Annotated in this window: 18 protein-coding genes; 1 reads left to right on the top strand and 17 read right to left on the bottom strand. The window is 36.1% G+C overall.

Annotated elements, in window-relative coordinates; translation table 11 throughout:
- Nucleotides 1-12 precede the first annotated feature (12 nt).
- From ACT9TX_RS00640 to ACT9TX_RS00595, 10 genes are all read right to left on the bottom strand, one after another.
- Nucleotides 13-591, bottom strand: a complete 579-nt coding sequence (locus tag ACT9TX_RS00640) for a cytochrome c oxidase subunit 3 (RefSeq protein WP_481336125.1) — start codon at nucleotides 589-591, stop codon at nucleotides 13-15.
- 107 nt (nucleotides 592-698) lie between these two features.
- Complete coding sequence (gene cyoE, locus ACT9TX_RS00635) at nucleotides 699-1610, bottom strand: heme o synthase (protein ID WP_481336123.1); 912 nt, start codon at nucleotides 1608-1610, stop codon at nucleotides 699-701.
- 152 nt (nucleotides 1611-1762) lie between these two features.
- Nucleotides 1763-3574, bottom strand: a complete 1812-nt coding sequence (locus ACT9TX_RS00630; protein ID WP_481336122.1) for a cytochrome c oxidase subunit I — start codon at nucleotides 3572-3574, stop codon at nucleotides 1763-1765.
- A 31-nt stretch (nucleotides 3575-3605) separates the two neighbouring features.
- The gene (locus ACT9TX_RS00625) at nucleotides 3606-4685 is read right to left on the bottom strand and encodes a cytochrome c oxidase subunit II (RefSeq protein ID WP_481336120.1); all 1080 of its coding nucleotides are present in this window, start codon (nucleotides 4683-4685) and stop codon (nucleotides 3606-3608) included.
- A 72-nt stretch (nucleotides 4686-4757) separates the two neighbouring features.
- Nucleotides 4758-5984, bottom strand: coding sequence for a quinol:cytochrome C oxidoreductase (locus ACT9TX_RS00620; protein ID WP_481336119.1), 1227 nt, complete (start codon nucleotides 5982-5984; stop codon nucleotides 4758-4760).
- Between the two features lie 51 nt (nucleotides 5985-6035).
- Nucleotides 6036-6668 (bottom strand): c-type cytochrome, encoded by a 633-nt coding sequence (locus ACT9TX_RS00615; RefSeq protein WP_481336117.1) that lies wholly within the window; start codon nucleotides 6666-6668, stop codon nucleotides 6036-6038.
- A 9-nt stretch (nucleotides 6669-6677) separates the two neighbouring features.
- Nucleotides 6678-7268, bottom strand: coding sequence for a DUF3341 domain-containing protein (locus ACT9TX_RS00610; RefSeq protein WP_481336116.1), 591 nt, complete (start codon nucleotides 7266-7268; stop codon nucleotides 6678-6680).
- 105 nt (nucleotides 7269-7373) lie between these two features.
- A complete protein-coding gene (gene nrfD, locus ACT9TX_RS00605) occupies nucleotides 7374-8813 on the bottom strand; it encodes an NrfD/PsrC family molybdoenzyme membrane anchor subunit (protein ID WP_481336115.1) in 1440 nt (479 codons plus the stop codon).
- Between the two features lie 137 nt (nucleotides 8814-8950).
- Nucleotides 8951-12115: a TAT-variant-translocated molybdopterin oxidoreductase gene (locus ACT9TX_RS00600; protein WP_481336113.1), complete on the bottom strand. Its 3165-nt coding sequence runs from the start codon at nucleotides 12113-12115 to the stop codon at nucleotides 8951-8953.
- Nucleotides 12116-12240: 125 nt separating this feature from the next.
- Nucleotides 12241-13497 carry a c-type cytochrome gene (locus ACT9TX_RS00595; RefSeq protein WP_481336112.1) on the bottom strand — a complete coding sequence of 419 codons (1257 nt, stop codon included), beginning with the start codon at nucleotides 13495-13497 and terminating at the stop codon, nucleotides 12241-12243.
- A 241-nt stretch (nucleotides 13498-13738) separates the two neighbouring features.
- Between ACT9TX_RS00595 and purN the strand changes: the two genes are divergently transcribed.
- Nucleotides 13739-14596: a phosphoribosylglycinamide formyltransferase gene (gene purN / locus ACT9TX_RS00590; protein WP_481336110.1), complete on the top strand. Its 858-nt coding sequence runs from the start codon at nucleotides 13739-13741 to the stop codon at nucleotides 14594-14596.
- 264 nt (nucleotides 14597-14860) lie between these two features.
- On the opposite strand, the gene ACT9TX_RS00585 is transcribed toward purN, so the two are convergent.
- The 7 genes from ACT9TX_RS00585 to ACT9TX_RS00555 all read right to left on the bottom strand — a co-directional run bounded on the left by ACT9TX_RS00585 (nucleotide 14861) and on the right by ACT9TX_RS00555 (nucleotide 22138).
- The gene (locus ACT9TX_RS00585) at nucleotides 14861-16048 is read right to left on the bottom strand and encodes a lycopene cyclase family protein (RefSeq protein ID WP_481336109.1); all 1188 of its coding nucleotides are present in this window, start codon (nucleotides 16046-16048) and stop codon (nucleotides 14861-14863) included.
- 179 nt (nucleotides 16049-16227) lie between these two features.
- Entirely contained in the window at nucleotides 16228-16704 is a 477-nt protein-coding gene (locus ACT9TX_RS00580) for a sterol desaturase family protein (protein ID WP_481336107.1), read from the bottom strand.
- Complete coding sequence (locus tag ACT9TX_RS00575) at nucleotides 16704-17393, bottom strand: carotenoid biosynthesis protein (protein WP_481336105.1); 690 nt, start codon at nucleotides 17391-17393, stop codon at nucleotides 16704-16706. The genes ACT9TX_RS00580 and ACT9TX_RS00575 overlap by 1 nt, the downstream gene beginning before the upstream one ends.
- A gap of 52 nt (nucleotides 17394-17445) precedes the next feature.
- Complete coding sequence (gene crtD / locus ACT9TX_RS00570; protein ID WP_481336104.1) at nucleotides 17446-18942, bottom strand: 1-hydroxycarotenoid 3,4-desaturase CrtD; 1497 nt, start codon at nucleotides 18940-18942, stop codon at nucleotides 17446-17448.
- A gap of 57 nt (nucleotides 18943-18999) precedes the next feature.
- Entirely contained in the window at nucleotides 19000-19521 is a 522-nt protein-coding gene (gene idi / locus ACT9TX_RS00565; protein ID WP_481336103.1) for an isopentenyl-diphosphate Delta-isomerase, read from the bottom strand.
- 85 nt (nucleotides 19522-19606) lie between these two features.
- Nucleotides 19607-20449 (bottom strand): phytoene/squalene synthase family protein, encoded by an 843-nt coding sequence (locus ACT9TX_RS00560; RefSeq protein ID WP_481336102.1) that lies wholly within the window; start codon nucleotides 20447-20449, stop codon nucleotides 19607-19609.
- A gap of 147 nt (nucleotides 20450-20596) precedes the next feature.
- Nucleotides 20597-22138: a phytoene desaturase family protein gene (locus ACT9TX_RS00555; protein ID WP_481336101.1), complete on the bottom strand. Its 1542-nt coding sequence runs from the start codon at nucleotides 22136-22138 to the stop codon at nucleotides 20597-20599.
- Nucleotides 22139-22154 lie beyond the last annotated feature (16 nt).

Here is a 22154-nt window from a genome sequence, read left to right as displayed (position 1 = left end):
ACTTTTTCTTAATTATCTCAACCAATTGAAAAAGATGAACAGATAAATCCATAAAATATCTACAAAATGCCAGTAAGTGCTAATTACTTCAATAGGCACACTACTGTAGCTTTTGAATTTGCTATTAAAAGCTCTTAAAAAAGTTACCAATATTGCAATTACACCACCCAACACGTGTAGCATGTGTAAAGACGTAATTACTAATAGAAACGAAGATGCCGCATTACTATTTGGTCCAGTAAGATGAATATTCCTAGCCTCAAGACTAAAAAATCCAGCCGTTTGCAACACCATAAACAATACACCAAGTGCTGCTGTAATTGTTATCAGCAACCTATAACGACTCATTTCACGTGCCTTAAAGCTCTTCAACGCTAAATGAATAGTAATACTACTTGCAATAATTACAATAGTGCTATACCAAAATACACCTGGTAGAGAAAATTCTAACCAGTTTGCCTGATTTTTTTTAACAATATAAGCACTCGTCAAACCAGCAAACATCATTACAATGCTGCCCATAGCTACCCACAAAGTAAATTTGTGTGGGTGTATTCTCTTAATTTCATTTGAACTCGCTGTTGCCATCATCACTATATTTTTTTGTTATCAACTGTTGTTTTCCAATGTTACTTCGTTGCGTCGCACACTTCAACGTTCATCTCACTTATCATCAACAGACACAAGTAAAATTTAGTTTACAAAATTTTATCTGCCAGCAAAGCCAATAACACAATTGGCAAATAAATATAACTGCTAAACATCACTCGTCTTGCCGCTTTTACATCCATTTCTTTATACAATCTTACACTTTGTACTACCATGAAGAGGTTACAAGCAAGCACAATCCACAAGCTTATGTTACCAGTCATGCCAAATACTTTAGGCAATATACCTACAGGAATCATCAGTACACTATACATAATAGCCTGTACTGCTGTAAACTTAGTTGGTCCTTTATCAGCAGGTAGTAATTTGAACCCAGCTTTACTATAATCCTGATGCGCTACCCATGCAATTGCCCAAAAGTGAGGAAACTGCCACAAAAACTGAATACCAAACAAAATCAATCCGCCCGTCCACGCTATTGGCTGATTATAAAATCCAGCAACCCAACCTATTAAGCAAGGCAAAGCACCAGGAAAAGCACCTACCAATACAGCTACTGAATTAATCTTTTTTAAAGGCGTATAAATAAACGCGTACAAAAACAAACTAAAAGCTGATAGTAACGCTGACGACAGATTAAAGAAATACCACATCATCACTACACCTAAACCGCCTGCAATTACTGCAAATGCGTAAGCCTCTCTTTGCGACATTCTTCCACTGGCCACAGGTCTTGTACCCGTTCTTTTCATCATGGCATCAGTATCCTTTTCTACAGCTTGGTTAATAGCATTAGCACTACCTGTAACTAACATACCTGCAATAAATATTACAGTAATCATCCACCAGTCGTAACCATTTTTTGGTGCTAGTAAAAAACATACAACACATGAAAACACCACAGTGAAACTGAGTGTGAACTTTATGAGTAAAAAATAGTCCTTTACTTTAGATACTAAAGTAAAGGATGTAGACGATTTAAGCTGTGCGGGATTATCCATTATAAACGCTGTTGAAAGACCTGCAAAAGTAGCTTAGTTATAGTTACAAATGAGGTTAATCAATTCTAAACCACTCTTAAAAGTAATGCCCTGAGAATGTCAGGGCATTACGGTAATCAACTTATGCAAATGCTCTAGTGAGCTTCTAATAATTAATGGTGACTTTCATCAGCACCAACTGGCACTGTTTGAGGAATGAACTCTTTACCATCTTTACCATAGTCATAAGCCCAACGGTGAACTTCAGGAATTTCACCAGGCCAGTTACCATGACCAGGATTAATAGGAGCAGTCCATTCAAGACTATTAGAACCCCAAGGATTTTGGTTAGTAACTTTTCTACCCTTAAATATTGAGTAGAAGAAGTTCAATAGAAATAGCAACTGTGCAGAAAAAACTATCATTGCTACGGTACTAATGAATCTATTCAACTCGGCAAATTGTTTGAAACTTTCCCAAATACTGTAATCATAATATCTACGTGGCATACCAGCTAAGCCTTCATAATGCATAGGCCAGAAAATTAAATAGGCACCAGCAATAGTTATCCAAAAATGAATATAACCAAGTGTATTATTCAAAAAACGACCGTACATTTTAGGATACCAATGATAAACACCTGCAAACATACCAAACATACTTGCAACACCCATTACAATGTGAAAGTGCGCAATGACAAAATAAGTATCATGCAAATGAATATCCAATGCTGAATTACCTAACCAGATGCCAGTTAACCCACCAGAGATAAATAAGCTTACAAAACCAATGGCGAACATCATACCGGGGGTAAAACGAATATTACCTCGCCACAAGGTAGTTAACCAGTTAAAAACTTTTATAGCAGATGGCACGGCAATTAACAGGGTTAACAATACAAAAATTGAACCTAAGAATGGATTTAAACCTGTAACAAACATGTGGTGCGCCCATACTAAGAAAGCTAGTATAGCAATTGCGAATAATGAACCTATCATTGCCATGTAACCAAAAATTGGCTTACGAGAATTAACGGATAAAATTTCAGAAACCATGCCCATTGCAGGTAATAAAATAATATAAACTTCTGGGTGGCCAAGGAACCAAAATAAATGTTGATATAGAATAGCGCTACCGCCCTCATTAGGTAAAGCACCAACACCATTTACATAGATATCGCTTAGGTAAAAACTTGTACCAAAATTTCTATCAAATATTAATAGAATAAAACCAGAGAATAAAACAGGGAAAGATAATACACCTAGAACGGCTGTAAAAAACAATGCCCAAATGGTTAAAGGCAATCTTGTCATACTCATACCTTTAGTACGCATATTTAAGATTGTAGCAATATAATTTAGACCTCCTAATAAAGAAGAAACTACAAATAAGGCCATACTAACTAACCATAAATCCATACCAGTTTTAGAACCTGGTGATGCAGAACCAAGTGCTGATAAAGGCGGATAAGCTGTCCAACCACCACTAAAGGGACCAGTTTCTACAAACAGTGAAGATAACATCACAATACTGGCAGCAAAGAAAAACCAGTAGCTTAACATATTCATAAATGGCGAAGCCATATCTCTTGCACCAATTTGCAATGGAATTAAGAAATTTGCGAAAGTACCGCTGAGACCAGCAGTTAATACAAAAAACACCAAGACAGTACCATGTGTTGTGACTAAAGCATAATAAGCTTCTGGCGTAATTCTACCACCTTTAGCCCATTTTCCCAATAAGTCTTCGAGTATAGGAAATGTACTGTCTGGATAACCCAATTGTAAACGAAACAATACACTCATTAAACCACCCAATACGGCCCAAACCATACCTGTGATTAAGAATTGTTTAGCAATCATTTTATGATCCATGCTAAACACGTACTTTGAAATAAAAGTTTCTTGGTGGTGATGATGTTCACTGTGCGTCTCATGACCTACAGCTACCGCAGAATGTGAATGTAAAATCGCTTCAGTACTCATATAACTATCTTTAGAAATCGAAATTATTTGATTAAATTTTTGCTACAGCCTTTTGTGCAATAGGCAGTGGTGCTTTTGTAATTTCAGGTTTAACACTGTCAGCTAAAGGCTTTGCTGCACTTGGCTCTTTATCAGGGAAAGCCGTATAATACTGAGGTTTTTGTTTCGCTAACCAAGCATCATATTCAGCCTGTGTAACAACTTCTATAATACCTCTCATAGAATAGTGACCGTTACCACACATTTGATCACAACTGATTTCGTATACGAAATTTGGATTGCCGGAAATTTCCTTCATTTCTTTAGTTGTGTACTTAGGTGTGAACCACATAGTAGTAGGAATACCCGGTACCGCATCCATTTTCATACGAAACTGAGTTAAACCCACATCATGGATAACATCTCTACTACCAATTACTAGTTTTACAGGTTTTCCCTTAACAACATACAAGGCTTGTGTGCTTACGATGTCGTCTTGAGCTAATTTATCATCCCAAACTAAACCTAATTCATTGGTTGATGCGTCAATATTTTTATAGTATTTTTTACCAAGTTGACCATCTTTACCTGGATAACGGAAAACCCAACCAAATTGCTTACCAGTAACCTCAACTACTTGCGCTTCTTTTGGTGCTTCACCAGTGAATGAAAACCAGTTACGCAAGCCAATAACCACCAACACTGTTAGTACAATGGCAGGGACAACAGTCCACAAAAGCTCTAAGTTAGTGTTGTGAGGGAAATAGTATACTTTTCTATTTTCGTTCTCTTGGTATTTATAAGCAAACCAAAATAATAGAATTTGTGTAGCAATAAATACAGAACCAGTAACATAAATAGTAAGCCAAAGCATACTATCTACCTTCTCACCTTGCACACTAGCTGCATCGTAAGCGAATAGTGTTTTATGAAAAAACAAATGGTTACAATACCAAACACCAATTAAACCAAGAACTAAGAAAGCGACCATTAAAAAGCCATTTATCTTATTGTTCTGTTTACGGCTTGTTTCCTCGCCCTTCAATAAAGATACATATTCACTAGCTTTTGCTATTTGAAAAATAACAACAAAAACTAAAACTATAACGGCGATGGTTAAATAAAGTGTCATAACGCTACCAATATTTTCTATAACTATTAAAACAATTTCAATTGAATAAAGTTGCTGTGCAACAAGATAAATTTATGTATGGTGTACAATACTTTCTTTCAAGAAAGGATGGTATTTAGCAACTAGTGGTTTGCTAGCCAATGCGTTTGCAGTAAAGCGAATCATTAGGCCTACAAATAGTGCTAATACACCAAAGTCTAACCAACTTAAAGCAGCATGTTCTTTACGTAAGCTACCCATTACCATTTGATAAAAATCTATCCAATGACCAAAGATGATCAAAACTGCCATAAACGTAACCAATGTGTAATTTCTCTTAGCAGATTTCTTCATCAAGATTAACACAGGGCATAAGAAATTTATGATAAGATTTAAAAAGAAAATTGGCTTGTAAGCACCTTGTACTCTATGTTTGAAATAAATGGTTTCTTCAGGTTGGTTAGAATACCAAATTAACATATACTGAGAAAACCATAAATAAGTCCAAAAGATAGAAAATGCGAACATGAATTTACCCATATCATGTAAATGCTCTTGGCTTACATATTCCATGTAACCCTTGTTTTTCATATAGATAATCCAAAGGGCTATTAAACTTAAACCACTTACCCAAGAACTCGCAAACGTGTACCAACTATACATAGTACTGTACCAATGTGCATCAATACTCATCATCCATAACCAAGGAATAGTAGAACCAACAGTTAATGCAAACCATACTATAAATAAAGCAGCTCTAACTGTATTTCTCCAGATATATGAAGCACCAGAGGCGGCATCAAATTCTTCTTTATCAGCTTCATTACTTATTTGTCGCATTCTCCAGCCCAAAACACTCCATAGAACAATAGTTAAAATTGTCCAAATAGTAAAAAATTTAATATTCAAAAAACCAGCTTTACCTTTTAGAATTTCATCTTTAGCTACTGCATCAGTATCTAACCAATGGTAAATATGATGATTACCTGATAACCCTACATACAGCAATACTACTAATGTGATACTACCAAAAATTGGCACTAATGTAGAAATTGCCTCAGGAATACGACGGAAAGCTTGATACCAACCGCCCATTGCCAGTGTACATACACAAATAAAGAACATAGCTGCATTACAAACCAACGTCCAAAAGATGGTATTGTACATAATTGTACCTATAAACTCTACTTGCTCTTCTTCTGTGCCTCTGCCTTTGGTAATAAAACCGATTATCAATGCCAACAAACCAATACCTATTAAGGCCAAAGACCATGTTTTTAGTTTAGAAGGAATTTCAAATTGTTCTTTTATAGATGCCATTGTTTATTTTTTGAATGTCCGCCGAATAAATTCGATAACTATTTAATGAAATTACTTTGCAGCTGTTGCTTCTGCTGCGGGTGCTGTACTAGACTTTGCTGCTGCTTGCATACCCTTAATATATTTAATCACCATCCAGCGTTGTGTTCTACTTAATTGAGAAGCATAGCTACCCATTAAGTTTTTACCATACGCAACTGAATAAAACATTTGTCCTTCTGGCATTGCTTCATATTTAGCATCACCAACCAATGTAGCTGGTTTTGCAGGATAAGGACCCTCGCCACCTTTATATAAAGGGCCGTTACCATCTAATTTAGGCCCATGGCAAATACCACAATTAATTAAGTACAAACGTTCAGCCTCAACTAATTGTTTCTTATCCAAACTATCAATTGGATTTTTAACTGCTTTTGAGGCGAAGTAATTAGTTGTATCGCCAGCAAAATCTTTAGCAATATGGAAAGGCATTTCCTCGCCACGTGCTACTGTACCTTCAACTGGTCTGTTATTATAATTAATGTTCTTCTCAGCTAAATTACTGTGATCAGCATATGTTTCGTAAGCACGGCTGTAGGCCATATCTGGCATATAAATACTACCTGGCTTACGTTTTACATCGCTACAGCTTACAATTACTGCACCTGCACATAAAAAAGCTATAATAGATAATTTCTTCATCATTTGTTATAATTAAGCTGCAACTGTTTGTGCTGTTTCAAAAGGCATTTCATCTTGGTCATATCTTCCAAGCCACCAACCATCTTCAGCTATTTGTAAATCTGTTTCTAATGCGCCTGCATTTGTTAAAAATGCTTTTAAATCGTCAGTGTTTGTTTTATCAGTACATTCTATAACCATTACAAACAAATCATCTGTAGATCTTGCATGAAAATGGTGCTTTTTAACGCCTGGTGCCAATTGACACAAATAGCAAAAAGTTAAAACCATACCAACCGCTGCAAACAATACCGTTAACTCAAACATAATTGGTATCCAAGCTGGCAATGCAAAATGTGGCTTACCACCAATATTTAAAGGCCAATCCTTAGTAAAAATCCAGCTAATACAGCTAATTGCTGTAGTAGTACCAGTAACACCGTAAATAAAACCAGCTGTATGTAAGCTTGTTTCTCTCATTCCTAATGCATGATCTAAACCATGAACAGGAAATGGTGTGTAAACATCTTGTATTTTATAACCAGCAGTACGTACTTTTTTTACCGCAGGAAATAAAACATCTTCGTTATCAAAACAACCAATTACAAATTTCTTCTTTGCCATACCCCTTTGTCCCCTAAAGGGGAAATTTAAAAGTGATTAATTATATAACACTACTTCTATTTCAACATATTAACCTTTCCAAAACTCCCCTTTAGGGATTGGGGGTTAGTGTGCATACTCATGTACAAACTCATCTAATTTCTGCGTTTCAACCTCTTCCATATCAGCCTTATAATTATTACCTGTTGTTTTCAACACATATTTAATTTCAGCAACTGCAATTACAGGGAAGTATTTAGCAAATAAGAAGAAGCATGTAAAGAACAAACCAAACGTACCTAGGTAAAAGCCAATTTCCCAAATTGAAGGGCTATAATAAACGCTCCAAGATGATGGTAAATAATCACGATACAATGATGTAACGATAATTACAAAACGTTCAAACCACATACCTACGTTTACAATAATACTCATGAAGAAAGTAACAAATAAGTTTCTTCTCATTTTCTTAAACCAGAAAATCTGTGGGCTTAATACGTTACAAGCCATCATGCCCCAGTAACTCCAGCCATAAGGGCTGAACAAATTGGCACGGCTATACCAGAAAGTATATCCTTCATATTTACTTTGGCTATACCAACCCATAAACAACTCAGTTAAGTAAGCAACACCCACAATTGAACCAGTGGTTACAATTACTTTGTTCATTGCTTCAATGTGACCGAGTGTAATATAGTCTTGTAAACCAAACACTTTACGTACAATAATCATTAACGATTGTACCATTGCGAAACCTGAGAATACCGCACCTGCTACGAAATAAGGCGGGAAGATTGTAGTATGCCAACCAGGAATTACTGAAGTAGCAAAGTCAAAAGATACAATTGTGTGTACTGATAATACCAACGGTGTAGATAAACCTGCTAATACAAGGTGCAAACTTTCAATACGTTGCCAATGTTTGGTAGAACCAGTCCAACCAAAAGCTGCCAAGCCATATAAATGTTTACGTAATTTAGTTTTTGCTCTATCTCGTACGGTAGCAAAATCTGGAATTAAACCACTATACCAGAATAATAATGATACCGTGAAATAAGTAGAAATCGCAAATACGTCCCACAACAATGGTGAGTTAAAATTCACCCATAACGGCCCACGACTATTAGGATAAGGTAATACAAAGAATGCCATCCACACACGACCCATGTGAAAAATTGGAAACTGACCAGCACACATTACAGCGAAAATTGTCATCGCTTCTGCTGCACGGTTTACACCAGTTCTCCAACCTTGTCTAAATAATAATAAAATCGCAGAAATCAACGTACCAGCATGACCAATACCAACCCACCAAACGAAGTTGGTAATATCCCAACCCCAACCGATGGTTTTATTCAAATTCCACTGACCAATACCATAAGTTACCTCTCTGTACACACTGTACACACCAAACATAAGCAATGCAACAGCTATGTAAAAACCTACATACCAAAGCTTTGTCGGCTTGCCTTCAATAGGGGCTAAAATATCTTCAGTTACCTGATGGTAATTTTTGTCGCCCGTTACTAACGGTTCCCTTAATTGTGATTCGTACTTTAAATGCATCTGTCTCTTGTTATTATTAACCCTCGATTTTTAATCTTAGGAATATTTATGTAACCAGCTTTTTACTACTATTAAACTTCGTTGCGTCGCACACTGCATCTTTTAGATGCTGTATTGTACTTGCTCGCCATTTTTATTTATCCTTCGTGACCAGCATGTTCAGCTTTAGCGCCTTCTTTCTTTTCCTCACCACCATGATGCTCACCTTCTTCTTCAATGTTTCTTACTTTAGCCATGTAAGTTACATTTGGTAATACGTGTAATTGCTCAAGCGATAAGAATAAACGTTTTGAATTATCAGTTCTTACAGCCGTAATTTCACTTTTGGTGCTATTAGCGTTACCAAATACAATAGCGTTTGTAGGACAAGCTTGTTGACAAGCAACTTTTAAGTCTCTATCTTCTAATGGACGACTATCTTTTTTAGCAGTTAATTTACCTGCTTGTAAGCGTTGTACACAGAAAGAACATTTTTCAATTACACCTCTTGCACGTACTGTAACATCTGGGTTTAACACCATTCTTGTTAAGTCGTCATTCATATCCAACACCACCTCATTCAAGCCACCTTCTGCTACTAATGGTTTTTGATTGTCACCAAAACTATCAGAACCAGTATAATCTAACCAGTTAAAACGGCGAACTTTATAAGGACAGTTATTAGCGCAATATCTTGTACCAATACATCTGTTATAAGTCATTTGGTTTAAACCTTCACTACTATGGTTAGTTGCAGCAACTGGACAAACGTTCTCACAAGGTGCATTGTCACAATGTTGGCACATCAACGGTTGGAAAACCACATTTGGATTTTCAGGATCGCCAGTATAGTATCTATCAATACGTAACCAATGCATTTCATGTGCTTTAGCTACTTGTATTTTACCTACAACAGGAATATTATTTTCTGCATTACAAGCTACAACGCAAGCACCACAACCGTTACAAGTGTTTAAATCAACACTCATGCCCCATTTAATACCTGGTCTATCAAAAGTTGGGTAAATAGTACCTTCTTTTTCAAAGTTAGCAATACCACCGTAAGGTTTTAATTCTTTATCACGCTCTTCTATAATTTCGTTTGGATTGTGTTTAAACTCAGCCAAAGTCAATTCTTTCATCACCTCTGTACGATTACCCTGTGGTGTATCGTAAATATTGTGCGTTTGTGTAATAGCTACTTTATATAAATCACCAGTATCTTTTAAAGTTACATCAGCCACAGAATATGATACAGTACCATTAGCTAGATTAGCAAAAGGAAATGCATTTGCACCCATACCTTTTCCACCTTCATCAGCCAATACACCTTTACCTAATTTCTCAGTACGACCGTAACCAACTGCAATACCTACAGTATTAGGGTGTGTACCAGGAATAATTAATGTTGGTAAAGATACTTTTGCACCATTAGGAGCAGTAATTTCTACTACATGTTTTGGTGGTTGTACCTCATAAGCATCAGCTTGACCGCCAATAGATAAATCAATTTTTAAAAGAGTCTTAGCCAAGGCAGGAGAAATAACCAAATAGTTATCCCAAGTAGCTTTAGATACCGGATCTGGCAATTCTTGCAACCAAGGGTTTGCAGTACCTTGACCTTCACCAATTGCCACTTTTTGATATAAAACCAATTCGGTTTTATCGCTTTTCTTGTAGCTAGAAACGGCAGTACTAGCACCAGCAACAGCAGCTGCATTAAAGCTAGCAGTTGTAATTACAGCAGCAGCAGGATTAATTACGCCGTCTTGTAATACTTTATCCCAACCAGTTTCACCACCTACTTTAGCACTCCAATAAGATTTTAAGAAAGCTAAATAATCAGTAGTTGCGCCACTCCATTTTAACAAGCTATCTTGCCATTGGCGTGTTTTGAACAATGGATAAATAGTAGGTTGTACAAAAGAGTAGTAACCACTTTTAATTTCTGCATCACCCCAACTTTCAAGATAGTTGTGATCAGGAATTACATATTTACAAAGTTGTGTTGTTTCATCAGCTTTTGTGTTGAAAGAAACAGTCACTTTTACTTTTTTCAATGCCTCAACAAACTCTTTGCTATTAAACCAAGAGTAAGCAGGATTAGCACCATAAATAACTAAAGTACCTACAGCACCAGCTTTCATGTCTGCTACTAATTTTACCATATCAGCGTCAATACCTTGACGTGTATTGTATGTAGCGCTCCAATCTATTGTTGTACCATTTGATTGTAAAGCTTCATTAATAGCATTTACTAAAATTTGAACATTTACATCGTTGCTACCAGCAACAACCAATGATGCACCTTTAGTAGCTACTAAAGCTTTAGCAACTTTTTCTATACCTTTCTTTAATTTTTCGTCTAAACCACTAACAGCCTGGCCATTAACAGAAGCCAATAAAGCAGCTACTACAGCACCTGTTTCAGATGGACGATGCAAAATTCTTTCATCAGCATTACTACCAGTTAAGCTTGCAACAGTTTCAAAATGAAAATGCTTGCTCATTTCTGGTTTCTTCTCATCTATTCTTTTACCTACCGCATATTGTTTTGCAAATTCAACTGGGCTCAACCAAGTGCCTAAAAAATCAGCACCAATACTTACAATTGTTTTTGCTTTATCAAATCTGTATGAGGGAATTGTTTTTTTACCGTAAGTAGCTTCATTAGCTTGTAAAATGCCACTGTATGAAACAGCATCGAAAGTTACATGCTTGCTGCCAGGATATTTTTCTAAGAATTGTGCAATCACTTCTTTTGAAGAAGGGGAAACGACTGTAGAAGTTAACACAACCACATTACCTGCGCTAGCTAAATCAGCAGCAACAGCTTTATCTATATCTTCTAACTTAACTTCTTTACCGTCTATTGAAGGAAAGCGTAAACGAGCGGTATCATATAAATCTAATACAGATGCTTGCACTCTAGCAGAAGTGCCACCATTAGTAATAGGGCTTAAATCATTACCTTCTATTTTTATAGGACGACCATCACGTACTTTAGCAATAACGCTTACAGCATCACCATCTTGTACATAAGTAGTAGCATAATAATTGGCAATACCTGGTATAATATCTTCTGGTTTATTAGCAAAAGGAATTGCCTTTTTTACTGGCATTTCACAACTTGCAGCAACAGCCGCAGCAGCAGTACTGAAACCCAAATATTTTAAGAAATCTCTACGTGGCGTTTTGCCTTCAAGAAAACCATTATCAGCGGCTTCCATAGGTAAATCTTCACGAAACTCATCTTTTACTGATTGCTTGTAAGCATCAGAATTATTCAATTCCCCAAAACTTTGCCAATGCTTTTTACTCATAATCTTATAATGTGATAATTAGCTAATATGCTAATGTAAAACCCTTACAACCTGTTACATTAATCAGGTATTATTGTTATTGAAACTAGCAGTTAACTTATTGATTAATTGCTAATTGGCTTTTATTAGTAGTGACACTTTTGACACTCAGTACCACCAATTTTCTCAACTGTGATACCTTTTGTGCTATCAATTTTACCACTCTTTAAATCAGCATGGTATTTTTCATAAATGCTATAGAAACCATTGTCTTTAAATTGAACTTTAGTTTCACGGTGACAGTTAATACACCAGCCCATGCTTAGGTCATTTTGTTGTTTAACCTCACCCATTTTTTGAATTTCGCCATGGCAAGTTTGACAAGCAACTTTACCAGCGTTTACGTGCTGAGCGTGGTTAAAGTAAACGTGGTCAGGTAAATTGTGAATTCTCACCCACTCTATTGGTTTTGCTTTTGAAGCATCCCAAGCTTTACCTTCTTCAAAACCAGCGTATTTATATAGTTTTTTTATCTCTGCTGTACCATTTATTTCTACACCATCTTCATTTACAATCTTCTCTCCTTTATACTCGTTTATGGCCATGTGACAGTTCATACACACATTTACAGAGGGTATAGTAGCTTGTTTACCTTGATAAACACCAATATGACAGTACTGACAGTTAATTTGATTAATACCAGCATGAACCTTGTGTGAATAATAAATAGGTTGTTCTGGCTGATAATTTTTACTTCTACCTAAGTTAATAGCACCAGTTGTAGTGTAATAACCACCTACTATAAATAAGATAACAATTATTACTGCGATATAAGCTTTATTTTTCCAGAAAGCAACTGGTTCAGCAGCAGGAACACCTTCTTTATCGTCAGATAATTTTTTAAGATTGCTATTTACTTGTAATAATATTAGTGCAACAACGGCTAATACCAAAGTAAGTATACCGAATAATAATGAGTTGTCACTTGATTCGCCAGCTGGATCAGCAACGGTTGTTCCACCACCACCTTTAGCCCCTTCGGCAGGTACACTTTTAATGTAACCTAATATCGCATCAATTTCCTTATCGGTAATATTAGGAAACAAGTTCATTGCAGATTTGCCATACTCATTATACAAATCATTTGCATATTTGTCGCCAGTTTTTAAGAATGCTTGGTTGTTTTTAATCCAAGCATGCAATTTAGCTTTGTCAGGCCATCTATCTTCTACACCAGCTAAAGCAGGGCCAGTTAATCTTTTATTAACCGCATGGCAAGACGCACAATTGGCTGAAAACAAAGCTTTACCATCTTGAGCAGATGCAATATTCAAAAACGAAAAAGCCATTAAAACAGTCAGCGTAAGAAAAAATGTTTTGGCTATACTTCTAAGACGTATCATATTCACGTTCTAATTGTTCTTAGGTGAGGAGAAATATCCTTTTGCGGTGGCAAAAATATGACAGTAACATGAGAAATGCACATCTCACAAAAATTTTTTTTATCCTTTGCTAGCAAGGGTTTCAGCCGATTGTTGAAAGTTTGCTATTTGAATTGTCATAAAATTGTAAACGAAACTGTTAAAGACACTACTGTTAAAAAGACACTAAAAATTACTCAAAAAATAGTTGCACATTTGACATATGTTTAAAAAATGGAAAGAAAAATGGAAAGTTAGCTGGCTGCAATTCACGCTAATCATTTGTACGTTTGCCTGTGGTGGTAGCTTGTGCGGCTTTGCTGGTAGAAAATTACTCGGTTTTACATCGCTAGAGAAAGGTGTACTCTATTTTATTATATACATTATTACAATATCTATTCTTTGGCCATTTTGTGTGCTGGTAATTAGTATTCCTTTAGGACAATTTTCTTTTTTTAGAAATTATTTAAAAAGAATGGGCGCTAGAATGACTGGAAAAGCCAATACGACCAAGCAAATCGCCATTTTTGCTTCTGGTGCTGGTAGCAATGCTGCAAAAATTATTGAGCATTTGCAAAATAATCAACATATACAAGTAGCATTAATTGTATGCAATAAACCAGAAGCAGGTGTTTTAAACATTGCCAAAGCGAATAAAATCGACACTTTACTAATAGAAAAAGAGCCTTTTTTTAGAGGTGATGCTTATGTAAATGTTTTAAAAATAAAACATATTGACTTTATTGTGCTTGCTGGCTTTTTATGGAAAGTTCCTACTTCGCTCATTCAAGCATACCCTAATAAAATTATTAATATTCACCCTGCGTTATTGCCTAAATATGGTGGCAAAGGCATGTATGGCCATTTTGTACACGAGGCGGTTGTTGCCAATGGCGAAACAGAAAGTGGTATTACCATACATTATGTAAATGAAAACTTTGATGAGGGGAAACACATTTTTCAAGCTAGTTGTTCTGTAAGTAAAGATGATACACCTGATACGGTAGCAGCGAAAATTCACCAACTAGAACACCAACATTTTCCTAGAGTGGTAGAAGAAGTGGTTTTAACTGCTGATTAATGATGATTTACATGATTGGTTATGATTGCAAAGAACTTGAGTAGCATAGTGTGCTTTTTGTTTCACCAATTTTATAAACGAAGGATCCGCACAAGCCGTTTAGAATAAAATTTGGCCAGCGAGGTGACCGCACAAGACATGTTATAAATAAACATGGCCTTTGAGGTAACCGCACAAGGCTTGCAGAAAAAAATATGACTTGTGAGGCATCCACAAAAGCCCTGTAGAAAACAATATAGCATGTGAGGCAACCGCACACACTTTTTATCTAGCAAATAATTCTACTAAAGCGGCTTTTAGAAATACACTAGTAGGTACACTATTCATTATTTGCAAATCTTCTAGCAAGTTGCTGTAATTATCTAAAAAGCGAAAAATAGTTTTTGGGCTATTTTTTTGAAATATGTCTGCGAAAATGGTATCGCCATTTAATTTTTTATGATGTAATACATTTAGTAGAACACTATCGTAAAGCTTAAACTTCTTTTCTGAAAAGGTGGTTTTAGTAAATGGATGTTGATGTTTTACCAATGAAGCTACAATTTCTGCTGTGCGCTTTTGTATAAATTGAAACGCATAACCACTACTGCCTTTTGCTTGCCCACCAGCTACACCTATATTAATAATACGACCTTCATACTTTGGAAAATCAATATTGGTCATTGGTATAATGCCAAATTCTTCATGTTCTATGGTGTAATTGGTAATGCCAAGTTTGTTTTGGATATATTCTTTTAAAGCATTTTCATAATCTGCTTGTTGCAACAATTGTTCGGTAAACAACGTGTACTCAACCAATGCTTGTGTGGCATTTGTAGGCAACACATACATAAAAGTAGTGCCATGTTGCTGGCTTACCGTAAAATCCATAAACGTAGCGAGGCTAGGATTAAAAACAGGCTGTTGCGTATTAATAACCCATCCTTTAAAATGCTGCAACAAATAATATTTGCCTTTAGGTACTTCGGGTTGCTTAAAAATGATGCTGTTAAATACATAGTCAGCAGTAAAAGTTTCATTTTCTAGGTTTACTTCTACGCTTTTATTGTGGTTTACAATGCTTTTTACAGTATCATACTTAAAAGTTACGTTAGGAAATTGCTGCGCAAATTGGATAACATGGTTGTAAAAATCCAAACCATGTATCATTTTATAAGTATAAGGCGCAATAGAAATTGTACTAGAAAATTGCTGCGAGAGAAATTCAATGTCGTGCCAGCGATGATGCACAATGGGTTCAAACAAACCTGCTTCTGTTTCCCAAAAACACCAAGTTCTATCGTTTTTGTTTTTAGGTGCTTGATCAATCACTAAAATTTGTTTGTCACAAAGCGAAGGTTCGTTCAATAATCGCATTAATAAACTTAAACCAGCACAACCTGCACCTGTGATGATATAATCGAAACCCCTAGCCCCTAAAGGGGATTTATTATTTGGTTTTGAATTATGCAATTGATAAGTATTTGTGGGTGCTGAATAGCGATAAGAACGCAGAAGTCCCGATTCAAAGGTAATATCGGGATGCCGAAAAACGGCAAGTGACACAACAGAAGCTCAATAGTAGCACTTCAGTTGGTTCCAAAAAAGACATACAATTAGTGTAATTGGTGTAATTGCCTTTTAATTCGTGGTTACACAATACTATTCTTCAATGCTTCGTCACGCTTTACTTTATCCCAATATTTTTTGGCAACTATTAGCATACCAAAACTTTCTCCATCTTCTTTATTAATATGCTTATGGTGCATTTTGTGTGCCCAACGAATGGCTTTAATATAGCGACTATTGGTACGTGTAAACAGCTTGAAACGCTGATGAATAATGATTTCGTGAAACAAAAAATAGGCGAAACCATACATGGCTATACCTGCACCAATGCTTACTGAAACATAATTTTGGTTCATGCTGCCTAGCATTATACACAACCAACTTGGTATAGCGAAAATTAGAAAGAAGGCATCATTTTTCTCGAAAAAGCCATGCGTCTTTTGGTGATGATCTTCATGCAAAAACCATAAAAAACCATGCATTACATACTTATGTGTAAGCCAAGTTATGCCTTCCATTAAACAAAAAACGCCAAGTGTAATTAGTATGTATAACAGCATTATAAAAATATTTGTAAAGCAATAAAAAACAATGACTGTATTATAAACAAATGTACAGCGAAATGGTTGTTTTTATTGAAGTTAAGCTTTCTAAAAAGTACAAGTAGAAAAGCACTGATAAAAAACCAACAGAGGTAATTGTAAAATGGTATGTAAGCAGTATGCCATTGCCAAAATTTAAGTTCTATAGCTACTGGTTCCATTATAAAATCGAAAAACGTAGCAAGTAAAGCGCCATCAATAATAAAACTAGCGGCTTTAAAACCTGGTCGCATTTGTTCGCCTTCGGGCAAATATTTAGCCTCGAGCCAAACGTTTATTTTTCGCATCATAATACCAGCAGAATACACCACTACAAACCAATTGAGCCCTATTAAAAAAGGTACACCCAATAATTTTGGCCCCATTACGCTACCATAGTGATAATGACCAAATAGCTTTCCTGTATTTACACCAATCATTTCGGTGAACATACCTACCACGAAAGCAAGCAACATAAACAAATAAAACCGCCTGCTTCTATAATGCTGGGTATAAATTAGCAGCCCAAACATTAGCAATAGATTAAGTGGGGTGTTTTGTATAAACCAATCAGCGTAGGGAGTAAATAAAATACCAATAAAGCCACTTACATGAAAGAGAATGGCTATAAATATGGCAATCTTATATCGAGTCAAATATCGTTTCAAGGGGGTATTTTGAATGGGCGAAAATAAGCAACTACGTGTAGTGCTTACACTTTTAATGCGCTTTTTTCTTCTTCATATCATCAGCCACAATATCGCTCATAATTTTAGCACTTTGCAAGCAAAGCGGTATGCCACCACCAGGGTGCACACTACCACCTACAAAATACAAACCTTTAATAGCATTGGTAAAATTTGGATGACGTAAAAATGCTGCAAACTTGCTATTGCTACTAGTGCCGTATAATGAACCCATGTAAGAAGCCGTTTTACTTTCAATAGTAATTGGGTTTAGCACTTCTTCTACCTCTATTGGTGAAGCGATGTCCTTACCAAGTGCAGTAGATAATTTAGCAATAATAATTTCTCTGTAGCGCTGTGTGAATGCATCCCAATTTTGCCCCACGTTGGCTGGCACATTTACCATTACAAACCAGTTTTCTTTACCATCAGGCGCTTGTAAGCCTGGCTCGCATTTGCTAGTAATATTGATGTAAATAGTAGGGTCATTATAAAGATTTTTAGACTTAAACAAACTATCAAACTCGGCCTTGTAATCTTTGGTAAAAAAGATATTGTGCAACTCTAATTCTGGAAAATTAGCATTAATGCCCCAATAAAAAATCAGTGCACTACTACTACGTTCTTGCTTTAAAATTTTATTGGCCTTGCGATAGTCTTTCAGCAAATTATTGTAGGTAAAATATGCATCCATATTGCTTACTACAATTTCTGCGTAATGGTTATCATTATTAGCAACAACACCTCTTACTTTATCCTCATGATGAATAATACTTGTAACAGGTGTATTAAAATGAAACACCACATTTTTCTTCAATGCTAGTTGGTACAAAGCATTGGTAATACTTATCATGCCACCTTTTGGGTAAAAAGTACCTTCATTATGTTCAAGATGTGGTATTAAACTCAACATACCTGGCGCCTTATAAGGGCTACTACCATTGTAAGTAGCATATCGATTAAACAACTGTACAGTATGCGTTTTAGTAAACGAAGCCTCATTTATACTGTCCAAGGTTTTAAACAAGTATTTAGGCTTTGCAGTAGCTAACGCTTTACGTATTGGCGCCTTAAACAAGGTTTTACGCTTGTGTAGTGAATGGTTTAAAAAAATACTGCCAATATTTTGGTACACTTTTTCTGACTGTTGCAGATAGCTAGTCAGCTTTTTTCCATCCTCACCAAGCTTGTTTTCTAATTCATCGGCAAATGCTTCTGTGTTAGTGTATGCATTCACCACAATACCATCACTGTAAAAATATTTACAAGAAACAGGTAACGATTGGTAAGTAAAGTAATCAGCAATTGGCTCTTCGGCTAGCTCAAATAATGCTTCGATATTTTGTGGTTGTGTAAATAAACTAGGACCAGCATCAAACCTATAACCATTGGTTTCAAAATGCGATAGCTTACCACCAGGGTAACTATTTTTCTCGTACACTTCTACTGCAAAACCTTGCACTGCAAGCCTGATGGCACTTGCTAAACCTGCAACACCTGCACCTATAATAATGGCTTTTTTGTGAGACATGTACCTAATCTATTTTTAGTAATTGGCAGTAAAAATACTAATGCAATGCCTAATTATTTAGCTTTTGTTTTCGGCTAGCCAGCTCACCACTTTAGGAAAAGCAATATGAAACCATTCTGTAAAAAAATCGGGGTTAGTTTTTAAAGCCGTTTCTATTAAAGGCAATGCACGATAAGCATAACTTTCTACTTCATCAAAATTTGGCTGTACCAAACCATCGTAAGTACCTATAAAAACATGGTCAAATTCATGCTCTGTAAGGCCATTACTAAATTCTGCTTTGTAAGTAAAGTCGAATGCTTTAGTAAGTTCAGTATCAAAACCCATTTCTTCCTGCAACCTACGGTGTGCTGCAGCTAGGGTATCTTCATTTGGTCTAGGATGGCTGCAACAAGTATTTGTCCAAAGCCCACCGCTATGATATTTGCGTAGCGCTCTTTGTTGTAGTAATAATTCGCCTTTTTTGTTAAATACAAACACACTAAAAGCTCTGTGTAGTAGCGCTTTTTCATGCGCTTCCATTTTTTCCATTAAGCCAATTTCTACATCCAATTCATTTACAAGTACAACTGTTTCCATGGCTTAAAAATAATACGAATAAGTGATTCACAGAGGCAAACATGCCTCCATCCATCAATCTTAAGCTAGCTTTAATCTTTTTAATCTAAAGAATGTTTAATTGGCTTCTAATACCAGCTTTTGCAAGTATAAAAGCTTTGCTGTAATCAGGAATACGAATACGTTCTTCCATAATTCGCTGAGGCTGTATTTGTTTAATTTTCTTAAACAACGAGAGGTAATATTTATACGCTACATACACACCAAATTTTGCTTGCATAGGCAATTGCAATATGGCAGCATAGGCATCGTCAAAGTCTTTTTGAATATCTGCTTCTATTAATACTTTATCTTCAGCAGTAAAGTTTCTAAAATCACAGCCAGGAAAATACACTCTATCCAACCCTTCAAAATCAGCTTTTAAATCTCTTAAAAAATTCACTTTTTGAAACGCAGCGCCCAAACTTCTTGCACCAGGTTTCAAGCGTTCGTACTCAGTTTTATTGCCGTTGCAAAACACATACAAACACATCAATCCTACCACTTCTGCACTACCATAAATATATTCTTCGTAGCCTGCTTTATCGTACTTGCGTTTGTCCAAATCCATTTCCATACTATACAAAAAAGCATCAATCAATTTTGTATCAATATTGTAAGCATTAACTGTAAGCTGAAAGCTGTGTAAAATTGGGTTTAAACTAATGCCTCTTTCAATAGCTTCGTAAGTAGCAGCCTTAAATTCTGCAAGCAAATTAGCCTTGTCATAACCATGAAAAGTATCTACAATTTCATCGGCAAAGCGCACAAAACCATAAATATTAAAAATAGGTTGTCGTAGGTCTTTATGCAACAGTTTTATGGCAGAAGAAAAACTAGTACTGTATTGTACCGTAGTATTTCTACTGCATTCTTGGCTTACGCTATGAAAAAGTTGCATGTTGGTCATGGCCCTTGATATGTTTATTTGTTTGTCGGCTTTTGTTGTTGTCTCAGCTTCTGTTGCGTCGCACACTGGAACTTTTGTTCTTTATCAACTTTTATCAAAGCGTAATTCCACGTAAGAAATCTGCTTTAATCCGTTTAATCTGTGTTTCTATTTTCCAAATTCTTTCACCACTTCTTTCGCCACCACTTCACCACTTATTAAACTTGGCGGCACACCTGGCCCTGGCACAGTCAATTGACCTGTATAAAACAGGTTTTTAACCTTTTTACTTTTACAACTTGGCTTTAAAATAGCTGTTTGTAAAAGTGTGTTTGCCAATCCGTAAGCGTTGCCTTTAAATGCGTTGTAATCTTCTATAAAATTACTTTGTGCGTACGATTTTTTGTAAACAACAAACGGTTTAATAGATTGTTGTAATTTTTGCTCCATTCTTTCAACAACCATATCAAAATATTTCTCTCTTAAAGCCTCATCGTCACCTGTTAAGCCTGTAGCTACCGGTATTAATATAAACAAATTTTCACAGCCTTCAGGTGCAGAACTTGGGTCTGTAACCGATACTGCACTTACGTAAAACAGCGGATTGCTAGGCCATTGCTTGGTAGTATAAATTTCTGCACCATGTACATCAAAAGACGTATCAAAAAACAAAGTATGGTGCTCAATATTGTCTATCTTTTTACTTAAGCCAACGTAATATAGCAAGCAACTTGGTGCCATTACTCTTTTGTTCCAGTAATCATCGCTATAACTTCTACAAGATTTAGGCAATAATTTGCTTTCTACATGGTGATAATCAGCACCAGCAATTACTACATCAGATTTATAGACGTTAGTCATTTGTCGTGAATCGGCAGTATCTAGCGATTCTAGATTCTCGATTCTCGACTTGCTTTGCTCAATTGTTTTCACCCCAACAGCTATCCCATTTTCAACCACTATTTCTTCCACATTTTGGTTAAACTGAAAATCAACACCAAGTTCTTTGGCAAGGTTGTACATGGCTTGCACTATTTGGTACATCCCTTTTTCAGGATACCAAGTACCGCCTTTAATGTCTGCATAGTTCATTAGGCTGTACAATGCAGGTGTTTTTTCGGGCAAAGCCCCAAGAAATAAAACAGGAAATTCTAGTAATTCGCGTAGTTGTGAATGTTTAAAGTGCTTAGCTACGTGGTCTTTCATTGAGTTAAACACATCTAGCTTAAACACACCTGTCATCAAATCCCAATCAATAAATTCAGATAATTTTCTACCGGGTTTGTGTACAAGTTTATTGATGCCAACCTCATACTTGTATTCGGCCTCAGCTAAAAATTTATCCAGTGCCTCACCACTACCTTGCTCTATACTATTAAACAATGCTTTCAATGCATTGTAGTCGGCTGGCACATCCATTTTACCATCTTGCCAGTACACACTGTAGGAAGGGTCTAATCTTTTAAGTTGGTAATAATCACGAACTTTTTTCCCAAATTGAGCGAAGAATCTTTCAAAAACATCAGGCATCCAATACCAACTTGGCCCCATATCAAACGTAAAACCCTGTGCCTGGTACTGCCTAGCCCTACCACCAGGAATACCGTGTTTTTCTAGTACCGTTACTTTATAACCTGCTTTTGCCATAAAACTGGCAGCAGATAGCCCAGCAAAACCTGCCCCAATTATTATTACCGATTTCTGTTGCATGAAGTGGGAAAATTAG

This window comes from Parasediminibacterium sp. HNIBRBA5674 (genome assembly GCF_056745525.1).
This window is presented reverse-complemented; position numbering and strand designations above follow the sequence as displayed.

What these genes read in the sequence shown, in the direction of transcription:
- ACT9TX_RS00640 (WP_481336125.1), bottom strand. Translation starts at nt 591, where the DNA reads ATGATGGCAACAGCGAGTTCAAATGAAATTAAGAGAATACACCCACAC.
- cyoE (WP_481336123.1), bottom strand. Translation starts at nt 1,610, where the DNA reads ATGGATAATCCCGCACAGCTTAAATCGTCTACATCCTTTACTTTAGTA.
- ACT9TX_RS00630 (WP_481336122.1), bottom strand. Translation starts at nt 3,574, where the DNA reads ATGAGTACTGAAGCGATTTTACATTCACATTCTGCGGTAGCTGTAGGT.
- ACT9TX_RS00625 (WP_481336120.1), bottom strand. Translation starts at nt 4,685, where the DNA reads ATGACACTTTATTTAACCATCGCCGTTATAGTTTTAGTTTTTGTTGTT.
- ACT9TX_RS00620 (WP_481336119.1), bottom strand. Translation starts at nt 5,984, where the DNA reads ATGGCATCTATAAAAGAACAATTTGAAATTCCTTCTAAACTAAAAACA.
- ACT9TX_RS00615 (WP_481336117.1), bottom strand. Translation starts at nt 6,668, where the DNA reads ATGATGAAGAAATTATCTATTATAGCTTTTTTATGTGCAGGTGCAGTA.
- ACT9TX_RS00610 (WP_481336116.1), bottom strand. Translation starts at nt 7,268, where the DNA reads ATGGCAAAGAAGAAATTTGTAATTGGTTGTTTTGATAACGAAGATGTT.
- nrfD (WP_481336115.1), bottom strand. Translation starts at nt 8,813, where the DNA reads ATGCATTTAAAGTACGAATCACAATTAAGGGAACCGTTAGTAACGGGC.
- ACT9TX_RS00600 (WP_481336113.1), bottom strand. Translation starts at nt 12,115, where the DNA reads ATGAGTAAAAAGCATTGGCAAAGTTTTGGGGAATTGAATAATTCTGAT.
- ACT9TX_RS00595 (WP_481336112.1), bottom strand. Translation starts at nt 13,497, where the DNA reads ATGATACGTCTTAGAAGTATAGCCAAAACATTTTTTCTTACGCTGACT.
- purN (WP_481336110.1), top strand. Translation starts at nt 13,739, where the DNA reads ATGTTTAAAAAATGGAAAGAAAAATGGAAAGTTAGCTGGCTGCAATTC.
- ACT9TX_RS00580 (WP_481336107.1), bottom strand. Translation starts at nt 16,704, where the DNA reads ATGCTGTTATACATACTAATTACACTTGGCGTTTTTTGTTTAATGGAA.
- crtD (WP_481336104.1), bottom strand. Translation starts at nt 18,942, where the DNA reads ATGTCTCACAAAAAAGCCATTATTATAGGTGCAGGTGTTGCAGGTTTA.
- idi (WP_481336103.1), bottom strand. Translation starts at nt 19,521, where the DNA reads ATGGAAACAGTTGTACTTGTAAATGAATTGGATGTAGAAATTGGCTTA.
- ACT9TX_RS00560 (WP_481336102.1), bottom strand. Translation starts at nt 20,449, where the DNA reads ATGACCAACATGCAACTTTTTCATAGCGTAAGCCAAGAATGCAGTAGA.
- ACT9TX_RS00555 (WP_481336101.1), bottom strand. Translation starts at nt 22,138, where the DNA reads ATGCAACAGAAATCGGTAATAATAATTGGGGCAGGTTTTGCTGGGCTA.